Origin of the sequence: Aminobacter sp. MDW-2 (assembly GCF_014250155.1) — a bacterium.
GTDB classification, from domain to species: domain Bacteria; phylum Pseudomonadota; class Alphaproteobacteria; order Rhizobiales; family Rhizobiaceae; genus Aminobacter; species Aminobacter ciceronei.
Genome location: NZ_CP060197.1, coordinates 4597278 through 4614936, shown reverse-complemented (window position 1 = coordinate 4614936; position 17659 = coordinate 4597278). Strand labels below are relative to the sequence as shown.

Sequence of the window (17659 nt, the reverse complement as noted above, 5' to 3'; positions counted from 1 at the left end):
GGGCACGGCGGCCATGGCGCGCAAAAGCAAGACAGGCAAGGCGAGCGAGGCAGATATGAGCAAGTCGGGCATCGGCAAGATGGGCAAGGCCAAGGCGGGCAAGAAGCCGGCGAGACAGCCCGGGCCGTCAGGCCCTGTGGTGACGGTCGAGGTCGAAAACCCCGACTGGCGGCCGGCGCGTGACGGCGAAAGGGCGTTTCCGCGCCTCATCGCAGCGCAGAAAAACATCAGGGAAAGTGCCGTCGAGACCTTGTTTGCCCGCGGCTTCCTGGCGCGCGCGCAGAAGGAGGCGGCCGACCGCTTCCGCGCCTGTTGGGAAAAGGCCGGCGGCACGGTGCGCAGCCTCGACCATACACTCGACCGCGTCGACGGCGGCCGCGGCGACCCACTCGCCGCCCGCATCGCCGCCGCCCACGAACTCAAACGCTGCCGCCAACTCATCGGCCACCGCGGCTACCAGGTGCTGCAGCTCGTCTGCGCCGAGGGCCGGGCGCTGGCCGAGATCACCCCGCACAAACGCGAACGCCTGACCATGGCCGACAATCTGCGGGCCGACCTCGATGACATCGCGGCGATGTGGGGGATCCAGACGGCGAGAAGGCGGGTGGGGGGTGAGGGGGTGTCCGTTGGCTCGGATGTACCTTAGCGCGACCAGCAGAACCTTTACGGAACCTTCATGACCTCAGACTAACCATGATCGTGAACTAGGAGAATCATCCTATGGCTGAGACATCAATTGAATGGACTGACGCCACCTGGAACCCGGTTGCCGGCTGTACAATCCTGACTGCCGGCTGCACCAACTGCTACGCCATGCGAATGGCAGCGCGCCTCGAGGCGATGGGCGTTGAAAAATATGCTGGCCTGACGCGTAAGACCGGTGGCCGGGCGAAGTGGACCGGCAAGATTTACCTTGATCGAAAGGCTCTATCGATCCCGGCTTCGTGGTTGAAGCCGCGCCAGGTTTTTGTGAATTCGATGTCCGACCTGTTTCATTCAGACGTGCCGCCAGAGTTCATCGCCGAGGTGTGGCAAGTGATGGCGGAAACGCCGCGCCACACGTATCAAATCCTGACGAAGCGGCCTGACCGGATGCTTGAGATCGTGCCTGGTCTTCCGAAGCTTCCCAATGTCTGGCTCGGAACAAGCGTCGAGGACAGCCGCGTGCTTTACCGGATCGACGAACTCCGCAACGTTCCAGCGGTCGTACGCTTCATATCGTTCGAGCCGCTGATTGGTTCAGTAGCCGGCGCAAACCTCAAGGACATTCACTGGGCGATCGTTGGCGGCGAGAGCGGTCCGCAAGCTCGGTACATGAATCCGTCATGGGTCGATGAGATTTTCGACCTTTGCACCGACTATGACGGCGCATTCTTCTTCAAGCAGTGGGGTGGCAAGAACAAGAAGGCCACCGGACGTACCTATCGTGAACGCACGTGGGACGAACGGCCCGTGGCAAGTATGTGACCACCAAATCGCTTTGCCAAATCCGTTGCTGCCGTTGACGGATTCGACACCGCAAAAAACAGTGAAAAACGCTGCGGCTTTCGAATTGGCGGCAGGGGAAACGGGTCCATAACCAGTGGGAAAATCGTTTCTAACCTTTGCCTGACGTACTGTTCCAAACCGGCGACGTCTGCATTGCGTTGCCGACTCTCTGTCGGTTCCAGTCCACCAAGCAAATCATTGACCGGTGGGATCGGGCTATAGAGTTCACGTTCCCACTCATCGGTACCAAGCATCCGTGTCAGAGACCGGCGCTTCGACTCATCAACTGCAGTAATGTTTCGTGCTGCTTGGCGGTACAGGCCGGACAACGGAAACAGATACCAGACATCGATCGCTCTGGTGGCCGCAATGGCCCGTAGCGTCTCCCACTCGACCTCCATCCCGTAAGGGTCGAGGAACATCACCGCTCGGGTCCTTTTCCAACCGTTCCACTTGATTTCACCTTGAATGAGACGATTGGCATCGCCGTTGAGGATAGAAATCTCGCGGTGTGGGTTTGCCTCTTTCAGCGCTTCAAGCGCAGCGCAGTGCGCAGGATCGGCATCCATGAACACCAATCTGTCAAACGCTGGTTTGATATCTAGTGCGATGCGCGCGGAGCCCCGCCTGCTCTCTACTGCTGCTGGCGTAGGTGCATCGAACAGGTCGCCATCGCTAGCTTCGACACGGACGGTCCGGGAGCCGGTGCCAGCAAATGCGTCAATGTACCAAAGGTTGTCGAACTTTCCCCGCAGGGCACTCATGTAGGCTTGGAGATACTTTCCGACCAACTCAAGCTTGATCTCAGTGTGCTGCCCGCCGAATTCATGGTCGTCAGCAGCCATGTGCTTTACCTGCCACCCCAAGCCCTCCCCAAGGCTACTTCTCGGCTGCACGTATCATCGCTGCCGGGGATAATTATGCAAGAGCGGTAAAGCGTCCCGATCGTGGGTCAGCTCGTCTACGCCGACCGCAGGCCGTGGCCGAGATCACCCCGCAACCGCGAGCGCTTGGCTATGGCGAACAACCTGCGTGTCGACCTCGACGACATAAGGGGGAGCTTTGGCCGGCACTCGCTGGTCTTTGATCGGCTGGTATGGCGACAAGGGCACGACAATGCGGTCTCTCAGGCTGCGCGACGAAGGCAGGGAATGCGAACGCAGCGAGTTAGCCCTGGCAGCAGATGTGCTGCATGGCCCTATCCCCGCCGATTCGCAATCATGGCGCCATCCATGGCTGCACCAAAATCCCCCGAGCGAAAGCTTCATCGTCACCTGAGCTCACCAAATGGTAAGGCACTCCGAGTTCCCGGGCATGCCTTTCTGCGAGCGAAATGACTAGGGATTGGTACTCCGCAATCTGGCTAGCTGTTCTGTCAGGGCGAGCCCTGCCCGTATCCCGATTCCTGCGAGCGAGGATGCCTTCAGGATCATCGGAAATAGCTATCACAACGTAAGGATCGATCGTACGGAACACTTCCAATGGAATTTCAGCGTAGCCGTCGTCAGTGTCAACAATGTTATGCGCGTCGAAAATGATTGGGCGGCTTTCCACGGCGCGCAGCTTCCCAAAAGCTTCGACTAGCAGCGCCTGATTGTCGAGAACTTGACCCGTTCTTAGTTCTTCGCGGTCCACGGGTCGAGCCACCAGTTCGGCTTTCGCTTGTCGTAATAGATAGCTTGCCTGAACATGAACGAAGCTGACATTTGCGGCAAATCGTCCAATCACGTACGATTTTCCAACACCTGACACGCCGACCACCAATGCGACTCTCGTCATCGCCTCGTAACTTTCTCTAGCTTGTGCCTCTCCCATGGACGACGGTGCGACGAAATCACCCGCTACACTGTCCACGAGAAGTTTGCATGTGACCGTTTTGATTTCTCTCGCATTCGCATAGAGTTCGGAGAAGTCAGGAGTGGCACATGCAGTTCGTTTTTCCTACGCCCCGAGGGGCGTACGACGCCGCTATCGAATGCCTGAAGACAAGGCTCGCGGACGAGTTTCCCGGACGATCTTCCGTCCCGCGTCGGCGCTTCGTCATGACTGAACGCCTCGCCGACAAAGTACTGTCTGAGCAGAAATCAACGACAATCCGATACGACCGCGATAGCGTCGAGTATCCTGCCGGGCCTGTCCTGCCACTTTTCGCCGCTGCTGAGCGAGCGCCGCAAGACGAGTATCGTTGCCTTGCCGGTCTTCGTGTCCTCAGCGTGCGTTACTCCACATTTGAGGGTCTCACCGAAGCTGATGCTCGGTCCGACGGATTTTCTTCCCTAGACGAATTGCTCGCTACGCTGCAGCAGTTCTACGGCCGCATTCTGCCTGAAGACATGGTCTGCATCTACGAGTTCGCCCTAGAGCCAACGGCCACGAACCCAAAGCCACTGGCCCGGAACATCGCGCTGGATGCCGCTTCCGTCTAAAACTTGAAGCCCAGCTTTAGGAGCGGTTTCAGCTTCGCGTAAGCTGATTCGGGAATCTTGTTGATCGACTGTGGCCAAGAGGGTAGGACGCCGTAGCCTAGCAAGTCGTTCAATGGCACGGTTGGCTCCAAGTGTCCGATCAGCAAGAAGTCGATGACCTTGAGCGGGCGCGATCCCGCCACCCACTGGGCGAGTTCCGTATCCGAGAACACCGACCGTTTCGCAGTCCACTTTCGTACCTCGTTCACATCGAGGGTCCAACGAACGGACTCCACAATGCCCACGCTTGTCATTGATTGGGAGCCGTAGGAAGGGGACTTGGTCATATAGAAGAAAAGCAAATCCCCAGCCTGCAAGGCATTCGTAGGCGCGTGGCAGATATAGACTTTCTTGATGGTGTTGCCAGGTTTGCCGCCTGGCACCCCGGTATTTGCGACCGCCGGAGCGGTCACCTCGGGGAACAATTTTCGATGATAGTCCGGCTGGATAGGCACGACGAACTTTCCAACAGAAGCGTCGTCTGAAAACCTTGGGTAGTTCTTCTTTGCGGTCTTGAGCTTGTCTGTTCCGGCCGACAGCGGTCCGATTCCCATAGGCTTTTCGTAGACTAGCTCATCTTTTGCGAGCGTTTTGGTTCTCTCGAACCCGTATTCTTCAAGCAAGCGGATTAGAGCTTCCTGCTTGGGAAACACGGTGACATAGGTCAGGTCGTAGCCATTCCGTTGGCAATGCCATAGTACCTGCTTCAGCAACTGCTCACCGAGCTTTTGGCCCCTGTAGCCCTCGGCCACCTTAAAAGTGCAGATCTTCAAAATCTTGGCAGCAGCGTAGTGCGTGCCGGCATCGGCGTGGGTCTCGTCTTTTCGAATGACGATCCCGGCTAGCTTGCCGCCATCCTTGATGACCCAGCAGTCGCGGTGCTCTTGCTTGCACTTCGGCACCCATACCTCATGGAACCCGACATAGTCGGCGGCCAGATCGTCGAAAATCTCATCCTTGAAGTCGATGTTGTACGCTTTTACGTACTCGACGGAGGGCAGGAAAACCTCGTCCGGTTCATACGCCTGCTTGAGCCACGCGACGGCGTCAGCGACTGTCATGACTTGTTCGCTGAGACCTGCAGCCTTCGCACGCCGATGAATGCCGTCGTCCTCGGTGACGAACAGTTCCACGACACCGTCCGCGACCGCGTGCAGCATTTTCGCGTCGCAAACGTCATTTGGCTTCGGCAGTTTGCCGTAGAGCTTTGCGAGTTCGCATTCGGGAGGAACGTGAACACCATTCAACTGAGCGAACTTCTTGACCTTAGAAAGAGTGATCTTCCTACGATCTTTGTCGGGATCGCGTTCGATATCTTCCAGAGAGGCTTCGTGTACGAATACGGATACTCCGTGCTCCTGGCATTTGCGCAGCAGGTCGGCGAACTGAGCCTTGATCTCTTTCGAATCTTCGAGCTGTATGATGACATTGGTGTCGATGAGCAGCTTCATCTCTCGGAACCCCGGATCAGCTGACGAAAGGCGTCGTCGGCATAGGCGAATGACTGTGGCGGCGTAAAGCCGAGACGATCCTTGAGTAAGGATAGGGGTACGGGGTTCGGGACGGCGACGGGATCCTGTAGCTTGATCACGAAGCCGGACGTCCTCTCAGCATAGTACGCATCGAAGTCATCACGTGTAATGAAGGCCACATCACTATAGTTTGCCCATATGCGCTCGACTGCGAGTTCTTCCACGGTAGAGATCGTGGCGTACCCGATCACCGCTTGGATCGGAGCCGACGCATATATGTACATGACCGCGCCGGTGACCGTACCATAAGGAAAACGACGCCTCAGCTCGACTTTCTTCTGACCGCTTACAATTTTGATAGCGTACTCTGGCTTAATACTCAAAACGAAGTCGTGGCGGAACAGGTCCAGGTTGCTCATTCTTTGACAATCACAATTGTTCTCCTAATCGGCATTATCTCGCACAAACCAAAATGTGAACTGCTGTCTCTCCAAAATCGGCGGCGGAGGTCGCGAGCTACACGCTTCCAATGTGTTGCTGTTCGCGAGACCGCACGTAATCCCATGTCAACAGGCGTCATACGCGCCTCCACTGCACCTTCAGAACGGGCGATATCTGGCCTGTCCGACACAAGTTAGATGAACCTCCTGTGAGGTCCAATTCGCTCGGGGAACCACCGACCTGTTGGCGACATGGGGTCATGCTGCGAGCTCAATCCACGCGCCAACGCAAGGGCCACCGAGCCGGCGCCATACTACCGGCCTCCTGTGCTCGCCTGCTTCGCTGCCGCCTTCTCCACATGCTTCAGGAAACTGCGGCCCATGAAGCTGGAGAATGCAATGGCGAGCACCGCGGCCTGAACCGCGACCATCATGCCGATGGCGACGGCGATCATGCCTGTGGGCATGCCGGCGAAGGCGTCGGTCAAAAGGATCGAGACAAGCCCAAGGCCTGTGCCGACGGCGGTGCAGGCGCCGACCAGCCGCCAGTATTCCCCTGTTGTCGGCAGGCGTTTGGTGCGGAAGAAGAAGTGGTAGGCGGTCGACTGGGTGATGGCGAAGGCGATCGGAATGCCGAAGATGTCCTCGATGGTCTTGGCATATCCAGGCAATGCCTGGACAAGCACGGAGGCAACAAAGGGTGCTGCCGCGGTCAGCGCTCCGAACATCAGGATGTAACGCCACAGGCTGGTTTGCATTGCGTTTTCCCTCCCCAAAATCCTCGCCTGCGCCTTCGTGCCGACGCACAAACCAATTGCATCAAGAGGCTACCGAGCGCTGTGTGCCGATGGAGTCCGAGCTCTTCCCATTTTCGCAGGCGCCTGCGGCTACTTCTTCTTGGGCCTTACCACTCTCGGGCTGATGTTGTCGTAGACCTGTTGTGCCGGGAATGCGCCAGCTGGAGCCTGCTGGCCCGGCAACACCTTGCCGACCTGGATCAGGAGATCTTGCCCCGGTTTGACGATGTCGTACGTGACGCCCGGGTTGTAGGTGGTGAATGCCGTGTTGCCATACACATTCGTCTGCATGGTGCCGGGCGTCCGTCCGTAGTCTCGGCTGGTGGCATCCTGGCTGCCAAGGATGACAAAATGGGTGTTGCCGCTCTGGAGCGTGACTTCCGCGGCTTTGAGCAAGCTGTAGTCCTGGACGGCAGTCGGGTCGGTAAAGCCGTTGCCGCGCGCTGAGATGCGATAAGTATCGTTGGTGATCGGCATCGCGACCACCCCGCCGGACGCACCCATTTCTTGATATGGCGTTTGGCAGCCTGCCAAAAGTGCGGCAGCCAGTACTGCTAAAAGTCGTAGCTTCATCGTCCCCCCAATCGGAACACCGTCGCAGGCCCTTGTCTTGCGTGCTGGTGTCCGCCCCCACAATCTACTGAAGCCCAACCTGCCATTGACTGCAACTGTTCTCGCAACCAGACCATCGGCAGGTCGGGCGAGGAGCATAAAAATGAGCGAAGTTACTCTGGTGCGCGAGCACAGATTTCACGCCGTCTGGCCGCTTCGTCGCGACGTCTGCAGCCGCGCTGCCGCGTCTCGCTGCCGTCGACATCAGTGATAGACGATGCGCGTTTCAGTGATGACGACGCGCAGCACCCGGTAGGCGTAGAAGAAGGCGGCGATGCCGAATGTCACGATGATCAGCACCAGCCAGATGATGACGTGGCCGATGGACGATCCCAGGTTGAACCTGCAGTCGAGGTGACCGATCTCGTTGCCGGACTGATCCAGCACCTTGGTCCGGTTCAGCACCGCCCGATTGAGGTAATAGGGGAAAACGACAAGGGCCAGCCCCAGCGTGACGACGGTCAGAAAGATCCAGATGATCACATGGCCGATCGAATCGCCGATGCTGAAGTCCGATCGAAGCCGCACCGCGCGCGAACCTGTTACATTCATCAAAATCTCCCCCTGATCTCAGTCTATCATCGCTAGGCATGGCGTTTGTGCAAGAGGGTGTTCTTTGATCCGTCAGTCCTGACAGTCATTTTGCCTGCACTTTCTTTTCGTTTTCCACGCAAGCGTCGTGATTGGCCAGGAAGTACTCGATGTGGACCACAGTGCGGCCATCCTCGAGGCCGTATGCCGAGACGGAGATTTCCCTGATGCCGCGGGCCTGGGCTTCGGCCGGCACGCTTGTCCAGTGGTGATCATATTCGCGGTCCTCGCGGATCAGTGTTTCCAGCCAGGTCTCGTCTTCCGGGATTTTTGCGCCGTTCACGATGCCGTCGACCCGCTGCTGCGGGCGGCCATATCTCAGGGCGAGCTCGGCGGCAAACAGGTCGGTCGTTGCCCGGATCGACTGGCCCATCAGGTCGGCGTCCTCGGGCCGGCTGGCGGCCATGAGCCAGCATATGCCGGTGTCGGGGAATGCCTTGACGGCATAGGCGGCGATGCGTGAATCGGGAAAACGCACATTGCGGCAGATGAAGATGCCGGGCGGCTGGTCGTCATTGACACAGCCATGAAGTGCTGGATCCGCCGCCATCTCGATGCCATAGGCAACTTCCGCCTGGGCAGGCGTCGCAAGCCCGCACAGAATGCCGGCGAGCCAGCCCGGCCATCGTTTGTCGTGTCCCATCCAGCCCTCCCCAAGGCGCGCCGCATCATCACTGTCGGGGATGTTTGCGCAAGAGGGCCCGCTGAACGAAGCGGGCCTCCTGCCTGATGCCGTCAGCCGTTACCAGTGGCGATACCAGACCCAGACACGCCGCCTGTAGCAGCGGGTGACGCGGCGGCCGCGGTACCAGTGGCGGCGGCAGTAGCGGCGCCAGACGCGGCGGCGGCGCCGGCGCGGCCGCCGGTGCCAATTGCGGTGGTTGACGGGCGTGGCCTCATCCCGGCCGTCCTCGGGCGCGGGCGGGCCGTCAAGTTCGTCGAGGATGCCGCCGCGTGCCGTCGGGCGCAGCGGAAAGGCCTCGATCGGCTGGGCGATGGTGGCGACGGCCGCAGCACCGGCCACGGCGAGCATGCTGGTCAAGAATGATCGACGGTCCATTGGAACCTCCTGAAAAGTCGACATGACATGTCGGTCAACCAGCTGTCGGGTGGATGGTTCCCTGGGCGAGGCGGGGCGCGCGAGGGGCTGCGTGGCAACATTTGCGGCGATCTGGGTCCGGTTGGCGGACCGCACGATGCCGGCGGCGCGGTCGGCGGGCACGAGGTGCCGCCGGCACGACGCCGTGGCTCAAGCCGCAGGCCGAGGCTGCCGCATTGGTTTTGCGCAAGCGTGCGCGTCAATTCCTGCAAGCCGCCGCATGTGGGAGCGGGCCAAAGCGGTTATGGTCGTCAAACGGGGCGTTTTGCTGCTTTCGGAGCCGACCGGCCGGCCGTCGTGACAAAAACCGCGGGAGCGTTCGAAGTGAGCCTGAGCAATCACGATGTGGTGGAACTGACGGCCTGGCGCAGGTTGTTGCATCAGCAGCCCGAGATCTCCAACGCGGAACAAAACACTGCCGCAGCCGTGGTGGCATTCCTGCGCGACACCGATCCCGACAGAGTGTTGACCGGTTTGGGCGGGCATGGCGTGGCGCTCGTCTATAACGGTGCCGGCCCGGGGCCGACTGTGCTGTTTCGCTGCGAGCTCGATGCGCTGCCGATCGAGGAGCTGTCCGGTGTGGCGCATGCCTCGCTTGTGCCGGGCACCTCGCATATGTGCGGCCATGACGGCCATATGGCGATCCTGGCCGGGCTCGGCCGGCGCTTGGGGCGCAAACGCCCGGCGCGCGGCCGCGTCGTCTTGATGTTCCAGCCGGCCGAAGAAACCGGCGACGGGGCGGCCGCCGTCGTCGCCGATCCACGTTATCAGGAGCTTGCGCCGGACTACGCCTTTTCGCTGCACAATCTGCCCGGCGTGCCGCTCGGCGACGTCAGGCTCAAGGCCGGCACCGTCAACTGCGCCTCGCGCGGCATGCGGGTGCGGCTCAAGGGCAAGACCGCGCACTCCTCCATGCCCGAGACCGGCACCTCGCCGCGCCTCGCCGTGGCCGAACTGATCACCGCCTTTCCCGGCCTGGGCCGAGCGACATTTGCCGATGACGGCTTTCGCATGGTCACGGTCACTCATGCGACGATGGGCGAGGCGGTGTTCGGCATCGCGCCGGGACAGGCCGAGGTCTGGGCGTGCCTGCGGACCCGGCAGGACGATGCCATGGCGAGCCTGTGCCAGGCCGCCGAACAGCTGGTGGCGGAAACGGCAGGGGCGTCTGGCCTCGACCACGCCGTCAGCTACCACGAGATCTTCGTCGCCAGCGTCAATGCCGAGGACGCCGTCGACCATCTCAGACAGGCGCTTGATAAGGAAGGCATAAGCCACAGCGAAGAGGCCCTGCCGATGCGGGCCTCGGAAGATTTCGGCCTGTTCGGCCGCTCGGCCAGCTCGGCGATGTTTTTCCTCGGCGCCGGTGAGGCGCACCCGTCGCTGCACAATCCCGACTATGACTTTCCCGACGACCTGATCCCGATCGGGGTGCGTGTCTTTGCCCGCGTCGCTGATACTCTGCTTGGCTAGGGCATCCAGCGCCTTTCCCAGTGTAAAAACAAAGAGATAGAGAGGATTTGCGATTCAAAGAATGAGCGGAAGGTGAGGGATGTCGGGGGGAGAAAGAGCCCGCGTTCTGAACCGTCTGTGCACTGCCGCGAGGTCACGGCATGGATCCCAGGGTCTCCGCGACGGAGCTGCGCTCCTGCTTCGCCCTAGGATGACGAAAGTGTGGGGGGCGTCGCAGACTTGGGTGGTGACCAGGGGCGTCCGGAGCCGCCTCTCGATTTCGTCATCCTCGGGCTTGACCCGAGGATCCATGCCGTGAGGGTGACGATTGTGCGGTGGGTGGAAGAAAGAGCACGCGTCCTGCGCCGCTTGAGCCCGGTGACAAGGGTCACGGCATGGATCCCAGGGTCTCCGCAACGGAGCTGCGCTCCTGCTTCGCCCTAGGATGACGAAGGGAGGGGGCGGCCGGCCAAAACGATGCGTGGGCCGGCCTGATTTCCGCGTTGTCCTTGTGCCGGTTGGCGGACCCCTTATGCAGTCTGGCAGGCTTTCAGGTCGCTTGCGGACGGACCGGTTACCGGCTGGGGAAGGTGATGGCGCGCATCTTCTGAAGTTGATCCGGCGCAGACCAATGGCTTGCACTTCAAGTCGGAACTCCATTGAACTGTGAACCGAGTTAGATCAGCTGTTCAACGAAACGCGTGATGGGCCGGCAACCCGGCTGAAAGGTCTTCCAGCAATGGCCAACGACAATCGCTCTCCGCGCCTCGCTGTACTGATCGATGCAGATAATGCGTCCGCCAAGATCGTAGACGGTCTTTTCGATGAGATCGCAAAGATTGGGGAGGCCAGCGTCCGGCGCATCTATGGCGATTTCGCCAGCCCGCGATCGAAAGCGTGGATCGATGTCCTGGCACGGCACGCCATCATCCCGCAGCAACAGTTCGCTTACACAACCGGCAAGAACGCCTCCGACATCACTCTGGTCATCGATGCGATGGATCTGTTGCATAGCGGCCGTTTCGACGGCTTCTGCCTGGTCTCGTCCGACAGCGATTTTACCCGGCTGGCGGCGCGTATCCGCGAGCAGGGGGTCGATGTCTTCGGCTTCGGGGAGCAGAAGACACCGGAGAGTTTCCGCCAGGCCTGTCGACGCTTTACCTACACCGAGAACCTGCTGCCCGATGCGCCGGCCAATGCGGAGGCGGCAGAAAGCAAATCCAAGCCGCTGCAGCCGCCGAGTGCGGCCGCGCCGATCATCCGCCGGGTTCTCGACCAGGTCGAGACGGAAGATGGCTGGGCATCGCTGTCGGCGGTCGGCAAGCAGTTGGCGAACCTGTCCTCCGACTTCGATCCCCGCAATTTCGGCTTCCGCAAGCTCAGCGATCTCGTCCGCGGAACCAATGTCTTCGAGATCGAACATCCGGAAGGGCGGGGCATGCGCATCCGCAAGAAGCCGGTGCCAGCGAAGCCCAAGCAGAAGTCGTGACCAGCTTCCCATTGAGGGCCGCTTGCCGGCTCCAGCGCGTTCACATCCGTTTCGATTTGAGCCTGTCAGGCACTCACTTGCCGGGAAGCGGCAGCGGTGTCTCGCTCAAGGTCCTGAGGTAGGCGATGAGATCTGCACGCTGATTGTCGTCCGCCAGTCCCGGGAACGACATGTCTGTTCCAGGCAAGGTGAGGGCGGGGTTGGCGATGAAAGAATTGAGATCCTCGAAGCTCCAGACGCCGCCGGCCTGCTTCAGGCTTGACGAATACTGGACATCGCCCTGCGACCCCTTCTGCCGTCCGACGATGCCCCACAGATTGGCGCGTTTCGGAACCTTGAGCCCAGGCGCCGAGAGATGACAGGCCGCGCAGGTCTTGGCGAAAACGTCCTTGCCCGATTGCGCATCTGCCGACGCAAGCCGCGGCGAAATCGGCTGGACTGTCGGCCCTGCCGCGCCATGACCGTGCAGATAGGCGACGACGTCGTCGTGGCCGGCGAGCTTGGCCAGATGGATGGGCGGACTTCCATTCGACGTCAGGGCGTTGACGTCGGACCCGGCCTCCACAAGGTAAGTCACGCAGGCAAGGCAGCCGGTCTCGGCAGCCACATGCAGCGGGGTCTGCCCTTTCGCCAGCTGGTTTGGATCGGCGCCATGGCCGAGCAACAGTTTGACGATGTCGGCAAAGCCGGCCTTGTTGGCGGCGTAGAGCGGCGTTCGCTGCCAGCTGACGGGCAGGTTGACGTCCGCCCCACGCTTGATCAGAAGGTCCGCCAGCGCGGCATTTCCGGTTTCGCAGGCGATGTAGAGCGCCGTCACACCGTCGATTTCGTCGATGGCTGCACCCTTGTCCAGGGCCGAAGTCACCGCCGCGGCGTCGCCGTTTCTGACAAGATCGCCCAGCTCGTTCGCCTGGGCCGGCAGCGCCAGGAGCCAAAGCAGCGACAACGCCCCGATTAGCGACCGGGCCGCTATCGCCGACCGGGCTCCTGTCACCGACAGGCGTGCCTGCTTGATCATTGCATCCTCGCGGGCTGAGGAATTTCAGGGCGTGCTCATATTAGGCCAAGGGCCAACCGGCGACAACGCCCGGGCCGGCGGACGAGGGTCCGGATGGCTGGAATTCGGATGCCTGGAAAATGACCGTTCCGGAGCCGCAAGCCGAGCGGCCATGTGCCCGATGCCGTCAGCTACCAGTGTCGATACCAGACACGCCGCCGGTAGCAGCGGGTGATGCGCCGGCCAGTGGCGGCGGCAGGCGCGGCGGCGCCGGCCTGGGGCACCATGGCAGCAGCGGCGCGACCGGCCCATTGCAGGCCGTTGGGCGGTTCCGCCCAGACGAGAGGATCAGCGCGACAGGCTGCGCTTAGCAGATTTCAATGGCGCAGCCGTTCGATCCTGATATCAATACGGCATAGTCGTTTGACGGAGCGATCTTGCAGCGATGACGAGCGCGCAGGGCGACAGGTTCGGTTTCGCGTCTGCCGATGATGCGCCGGTCCCTTACATGCAACGCATCCGCGATTATTATCTGGCGCTTGGTTATGGCGAGCCATACAGGTGGGCACACTATGCCACCGTGCCGTTTCAACCGCTGCAAAAACCGCTGAAGCACTGTCGCCTGACCATCGTCACAACGGCAGCGCCCTATCAGCCCGGCAAGGGCGATCAGGGACCTGGCGCAGCCTACAACGCTGCGGCGAAGTTCTACACCGTCTATTCCGGCGATAGCTCCCAGGACCACGATCTGCGCATTTCGCACGTCGCCATTGACCGGAAGCACACCACGGCCGAGGATTCCGGCACTTACTTTCCGCTCCCGGAAATGCGTCGCGCGGCGGAGCGCTGCCGCACCGGGCCGGTGGCGCCGCGTTTCCACGGGCTTCCAACCAATCGCAGCCATCGCACGACACTGGAAGTCGACTGTGCGGAAATCGTAACGCGCTGCCGCGGCGATGCCGTCGACGCGGCCATCCTGGTCGCCAATTGCCCTGTTTGCCATCAAAGCGTCAGCCTTGCCGCCCGCGCGCTGGAAGCCAACGGCATAGCCACTGTCGTGATGGGCTGCGCCAAGGACATTGTCGAGTTTGTCGGCGTGCCGCGGTTTTTGTTTTCGGATTTTCCGCTTGGCAATGCCGCGGGGCGGCCCAATGATCCGGCTTCTCAAGCCGCAACGCTGCAGCTTGCCCTTGACGTGCTCGAGCGGGCGCCCGCTGCCCGTACGACCGTGCAATCGCCGCTGGTATGGGGCGCAAGCCCCGACTGGAAGCTCGACTATCAGAATGCGGACCGCATCTCCGCCGAGGAGATTGCGCGCCGTCGCGCCGAGTTCGACAAAGGCAAGGCCCTGGCCAGGACGCTGCGCGAAAACGCCAAGCCCGACACTGCTGCCGTGCCCACGCATGATCCGCTGTCCTGACCAAGCCGCCTCGAACGCCTGGCCCGCCCCGGAAGCCCGCGCAGCCGCGTGAGGCGGGTTCGTCGTCACCAACGGGCAACTACCGGTGGGCGAGCATTGTCTCGCCGGGCGAGCTGATCGACTGGCTTATTTCTCTCACCATCTTCCACCTGAGCGCCAGCGCATAGTCGCGCGGGGTGGACAGTGGCATGACGAAGGCGTTCGGACCGCCAATCACGCTGTCGGCGAAATACCGGGTGAGATCGCGCGGAATGCCGCGTACCACCTCCGGCAGAGCGATTGCGTTGATCGTACAGCCATTGGCGATCGCCCGCAGTCGGCTTTCTTCAACCGGCACGCCGTCATTGTTGGTGCCATTGGCCGAGATGTCGATGATCTTGCGGGCGGCATGTCCAGGGTAGCTCTCAAGGAGCAGAACGCCCAGGTCGATCGCGAACGAAATGGATGTCGCACAGTATGTATGACATCCATAACCCCTGTCGCCCTCGTTGCGGATGCCAGATGCGACAGCTTGCGCGTCCGCGCCGCCGCAGACGCTTGTCCACGGCACCACCAGGCGCATTTGTCCCTGGCTCGACCATTCGACATAGGTGATGGCGATGCAGCCGCTACGGCTGCGGGCAATGGTCGCAAGAACCTCGGGTGAGGAGATTGCCGCGGCATGGCCGTCGCGCTGCAGGCTGGCCGTGGTCGGATCGATGGATGCCGAGACATCGACTGCGAACACGATCGCTGTGTCGACATCGGCGGCATGTGCGGGTGGAGCCCAAAGCAGCGTCATGACTGCGAGCATCGCCAGCGGCCGGGCCACGGCGTTGACGGCCGCAACTGGAACCGCGACGACGGCCGCCGGTCGAAACCCGTCAACGCCCATCTTGCCCCCCAATCCCTCGGGTGACCAGGTCGGATGCTACGCCACATCCTTGACGTCTGACAGGTGACCGAAGGATCTAGCGCAAGCGGATAGCGGGCAAGCGGATAGCAGGCGGCGCGTAACGAACACATGGCACTCCTCCATGCCCGAGACCGGCATCTCGCCGCGTCTCGCCGTGGCCGAGCTGATCACCGCATTCCCCGGCCTGGGCAGAGCGACTTTTGCCGATGACGGCTTTCGCATGGTCACCGTCACCCATGCGACGATGGGCGAGGCGGTGTTCGGCATCGCGCCGGGACAGGCCGAGGTCTGGGCGTGCCTGCGGACCCGACAGGACGATGCCATGGCGAGCCTGTGCCAGGCCGCCGAACAGCTGGTGGCGGAAACGGCAGGGGCGTCCGGCCTCGACCACGCCGTCAGCTACCACGAGATCTTCGTCGCCAGCGTCAATGCCGAAGATGCGGTCGACCATCTCAGGCAGGCGTTGGACGCGGAAGGCATAAGCCACAGCGAAGAGGCCCTGCCGAAACGGGCCTCGGAAGATTTCTGGCTGTTCGGCCGCTCGGCCAGCTCGGCGATGTTTTTCCTCGGCGCCGGTGAGGCGCACCCGTCGCTGCACAATCCCGATTATGATTTTCCCGACGACCTGATCCCGATCGGGGTGCGGGTCTTTGCCCGCGTTGCTGATACTCTGCTCGGCTGGGGCAGCCAGCGCCTTTTCCTGCGTCGAAACAAAGGGATGGCGGGGTTTTGCGATTCAAGGCATGAGCGGAAGGTGAGGAATGTGGGGCGGGTGGAGGAAAGAACACGCGTTCTGAAACGTCTGTACGCTGCCGCGAGGTCACGGCATGAATCCCCAGGTCTCCGCGACGGAGCTGCGCTCCTGCTTCGCCCTGGGATGACGAAGGACGGGGGCGGCCGAGCGGCAGGCGTCGCCCCCGCCAAAGAAGAGCGACGACGGCCTGGCTGCGATCAGTGTTCGATCGAGAGGTCCTTGCCGTCCCACCTCAAGAGGAAGACCTCGCGGCGCGGTGTGGCGTTGCCGTCTTCGCCGCCGACGATGAGCAGGCCTTCTGGTAGCGGGAACGAGGCGCCGTATGCGAGCCCGGTCGGCAGTTTTCCGACCTCCTGCCAATTGCTGCCGCCAGACGCCTTGTCGACAGCGGCCTTGTCGCCAGCGGCTTTGTCGCCGGAAGCCTTGCCGCCAGTAGCCTTGTCGCCGGAAGCCTTGTCGCCGGACGTCTGGCCGACATAGGCGTAGACTTCGTCGCGCCAGCCTTTTTTGAGGCCGTCATGGGCGAACCACTTGCCTGAAGCGGCATTGGCCTGGGCGCCGACGAAGTTGGCGCCGCCGGCGACGAGCATGGCCCCGCCGGCCTGCCCGGCAAAGGCCCCGGCAACACCTTCCTGGCGTTCGTCCGCCTGAGGTTTGGGCAGGTCGGCCAGCGCAAGCCAGGCGGCGGCGGGGCCGTCGATCGTGACCTTCTTGACCTCAGGCGTGCGCAGGCCCGGCTTGATCTCGCCGCTGATCAGGGTGAACGCGTCGTCGCCCTCGGCCACCACGGCTGCGTCGCAATTGGGCAGGGACGGGCTGTCGCCGAGGCTGCTCCAGCTGTTCGCACTGGGATCATAGGCCAGTAGCTTGGCGTTCCAGCGGTAGTCCCGGGGCTCCATGCTCATGTAGCTCTCGACAAGCTTCCTGAAACCCTCCGGGTTCGTCTCCTTGTCGGTGGCGGCGACGTCGGCGAGGTATTTGTCGAACAGCTCCTTGTTGTAGCCGCCGACAAGGGCAATGCGGCCGTCGGTCAGCGCCAACGCCCTGGCGCCCGACAGTCCGACAGGGGTGGTGGTGTCGAGCTTGCTCCAGCCGTCGGCGACAGTGTCATAGGCATAGACAGTGTCGAAGATGACAGGCGACTTGGCCTCGGCTGTTGCCTTGCCATTGCCGGAGAAGACGAAAATTCTTGAGCCCGAGACGGCGGCTGCAGCGCCATTTGTGGCAGGACCCGAAAAGGCGGCGCGCTTGGCCCAGCCCGCGGCGGGGTTGCCCAGATCGAGCGCGTAGAGGTCGGTGCCGGCCGAGCCGAGCCCGACATAGACCGTATCGCCGACGCGGGCAGCGATGCCGCTCTTGATGCCGACCGGCAGGTCCGGCCAGGCCTCGGCGGCGATCGCCGCCCCCTGAGACAGGGACGTGGACAGGGAGATTGCGGCGGCGGTCATGAGAGCTCTCAACAGGGATTTGCTAGGAATGGGCGATCTGCGGGGCAGGGGCGAATTTTCGGGCATGTGGGCACTCCTCTCCTTGGTGTTGCGTGCAGGCGTGGCCGACGCGGTGCGCCGACAAGCAGGGCTGGTGTCGACGGCGGCGGCTTCGGCTGAAGCGGCGCAGCGTCGCCGGCCGGTCGGGGCTCAACGGTGAGACTGCGGCGGGTCGGGGCGAACGGTGAGGCTTCGGCTGGT

18 protein-coding genes and 1 pseudogene are annotated in these 17659 nt (G+C 61.9%); 7 read left to right on the top strand and 12 right to left on the bottom strand.

Annotated elements, in window-relative coordinates:
- Positions 1–13: 13 nt before the first annotated feature.
- A complete protein-coding gene (locus H5P29_RS22740) occupies positions 14–646 on the top strand; it encodes a hypothetical protein (RefSeq protein ID WP_154387275.1) in 633 nt (210 codons plus the stop codon).
- Positions 647–720: 74 nt separating this feature from the next.
- Positions 721–1467, top strand: a complete 747-nt coding sequence (locus tag H5P29_RS22735; protein ID WP_154387276.1) for a DUF5131 family protein — start codon at positions 721–723, stop codon at positions 1465–1467.
- Here the strand turns inward: H5P29_RS22735 and H5P29_RS22730 are convergent.
- Both H5P29_RS22730 and H5P29_RS22725 read right to left on the bottom strand, forming a co-directional pair.
- Positions 1422–2333: a three-Cys-motif partner protein TcmP gene (locus H5P29_RS22730; RefSeq protein WP_154387277.1), complete on the bottom strand. Its 912-nt coding sequence runs from the start codon at positions 2331–2333 to the stop codon at positions 1422–1424. The two genes, H5P29_RS22735 and H5P29_RS22730, sit on opposite strands and share 46 nt — an antisense overlap.
- A gap of 373 nt (positions 2334–2706) precedes the next feature.
- Complete coding sequence (locus H5P29_RS22725; RefSeq protein ID WP_154387278.1) at positions 2707–3342, bottom strand: AAA family ATPase; 636 nt, start codon at positions 3340–3342, stop codon at positions 2707–2709.
- A 71-nt stretch (positions 3343–3413) separates the two neighbouring features.
- Here H5P29_RS22725 and H5P29_RS22720 point away from each other — a divergent pair, with 71 nt between their 5' ends.
- The gene (locus H5P29_RS22720; protein WP_154387279.1) at positions 3414–3914 is read left to right on the top strand and encodes an ASCH domain-containing protein; all 501 of its coding nucleotides are present in this window, start codon (positions 3414–3416) and stop codon (positions 3912–3914) included.
- On the opposite strand, the gene H5P29_RS22715 is transcribed toward H5P29_RS22720, so the two are convergent.
- The 7 genes from H5P29_RS22715 to H5P29_RS22685 form a co-directional block, all read right to left on the bottom strand.
- The gene (locus H5P29_RS22715; RefSeq protein ID WP_154387280.1) at positions 3911–5404 is read right to left on the bottom strand and encodes a GNAT family N-acetyltransferase; all 1494 of its coding nucleotides are present in this window, start codon (positions 5402–5404) and stop codon (positions 3911–3913) included. The genes H5P29_RS22720 and H5P29_RS22715 overlap by 4 nt on opposite strands.
- Positions 5401–5844 (bottom strand): hypothetical protein, encoded by a 444-nt coding sequence (locus tag H5P29_RS22710; protein ID WP_154387281.1) that lies wholly within the window; start codon positions 5842–5844, stop codon positions 5401–5403. Before H5P29_RS22710 ends, H5P29_RS22715 begins: the two co-directional genes overlap by 4 nt.
- Positions 5845–6179: 335 nt before the next feature.
- Complete coding sequence (locus tag H5P29_RS22705; RefSeq protein WP_154387282.1) at positions 6180–6623, bottom strand: ABZJ_00895 family protein; 444 nt, start codon at positions 6621–6623, stop codon at positions 6180–6182.
- 129 nt (positions 6624–6752) lie between these two features.
- Positions 6753–7235 (bottom strand): hypothetical protein, encoded by a 483-nt coding sequence (locus tag H5P29_RS22700; RefSeq protein WP_154387283.1) that lies wholly within the window; start codon positions 7233–7235, stop codon positions 6753–6755.
- A gap of 243 nt (positions 7236–7478) precedes the next feature.
- Positions 7479–7826 (bottom strand): DUF6693 family protein, encoded by a 348-nt coding sequence (locus tag H5P29_RS22695; protein ID WP_210252541.1) that lies wholly within the window; start codon positions 7824–7826, stop codon positions 7479–7481.
- Between the two features lie 85 nt (positions 7827–7911).
- Positions 7912–8508, bottom strand: a complete 597-nt coding sequence (locus tag H5P29_RS22690; RefSeq protein ID WP_154387284.1) for a hypothetical protein — start codon at positions 8506–8508, stop codon at positions 7912–7914.
- A gap of 99 nt (positions 8509–8607) precedes the next feature.
- Complete coding sequence (locus H5P29_RS22685; RefSeq protein ID WP_154387285.1) at positions 8608–8925, bottom strand: protamine-2 (modular protein); 318 nt, start codon at positions 8923–8925, stop codon at positions 8608–8610.
- A 363-nt stretch (positions 8926–9288) separates the two neighbouring features.
- Here H5P29_RS22685 and H5P29_RS22680 point away from each other — a divergent pair, with 363 nt between their 5' ends.
- Entirely contained in the window at positions 9289–10437 is a 1149-nt protein-coding gene (locus H5P29_RS22680) for an amidohydrolase (RefSeq protein ID WP_185910174.1), read from the top strand.
- Positions 10438–11155: 718 nt separating this feature from the next.
- On the top strand, positions 11156–11905 hold the full coding sequence (locus H5P29_RS22675; protein ID WP_154387287.1) for an NYN domain-containing protein: 750 nt from the start codon (positions 11156–11158) through the stop codon (positions 11903–11905).
- A gap of 73 nt (positions 11906–11978) precedes the next feature.
- Here H5P29_RS22675 and H5P29_RS22670 read toward each other — a convergent pair whose 3' ends face one another.
- Positions 11979–12923 (bottom strand): ankyrin repeat domain-containing protein, encoded by a 945-nt coding sequence (locus H5P29_RS22670; protein ID WP_154387288.1) that lies wholly within the window; start codon positions 12921–12923, stop codon positions 11979–11981.
- A gap of 424 nt (positions 12924–13347) precedes the next feature.
- Here H5P29_RS22670 and H5P29_RS22665 point away from each other — a divergent pair, with 424 nt between their 5' ends.
- Complete coding sequence (locus H5P29_RS22665; protein ID WP_154387289.1) at positions 13348–14322, top strand: glycine reductase; 975 nt, start codon at positions 13348–13350, stop codon at positions 14320–14322.
- A 79-nt stretch (positions 14323–14401) separates the two neighbouring features.
- On the opposite strand, the gene H5P29_RS22660 is transcribed toward H5P29_RS22665, so the two are convergent.
- Positions 14402–15196, bottom strand: a complete 795-nt coding sequence (locus tag H5P29_RS22660) for a DUF1194 domain-containing protein (RefSeq protein WP_154387290.1) — start codon at positions 15194–15196, stop codon at positions 14402–14404.
- Between the two features lie 142 nt (positions 15197–15338).
- On the opposite strand from H5P29_RS22660, the pseudogene H5P29_RS32980 reads away from it, so the two are divergent.
- Positions 15339–15821: pseudogene (locus H5P29_RS32980) on the top strand (amidohydrolase); the annotation flags it as partial.
- Between the two features lie 347 nt (positions 15822–16168).
- Here H5P29_RS32980 and H5P29_RS22650 read toward each other — a convergent pair.
- Positions 16169–17419 (bottom strand): YjhT family mutarotase, encoded by a 1251-nt coding sequence (locus H5P29_RS22650; protein WP_246670914.1) that lies wholly within the window; start codon positions 17417–17419, stop codon positions 16169–16171.
- Positions 17420–17659: the final 240 nt, after the last annotated feature.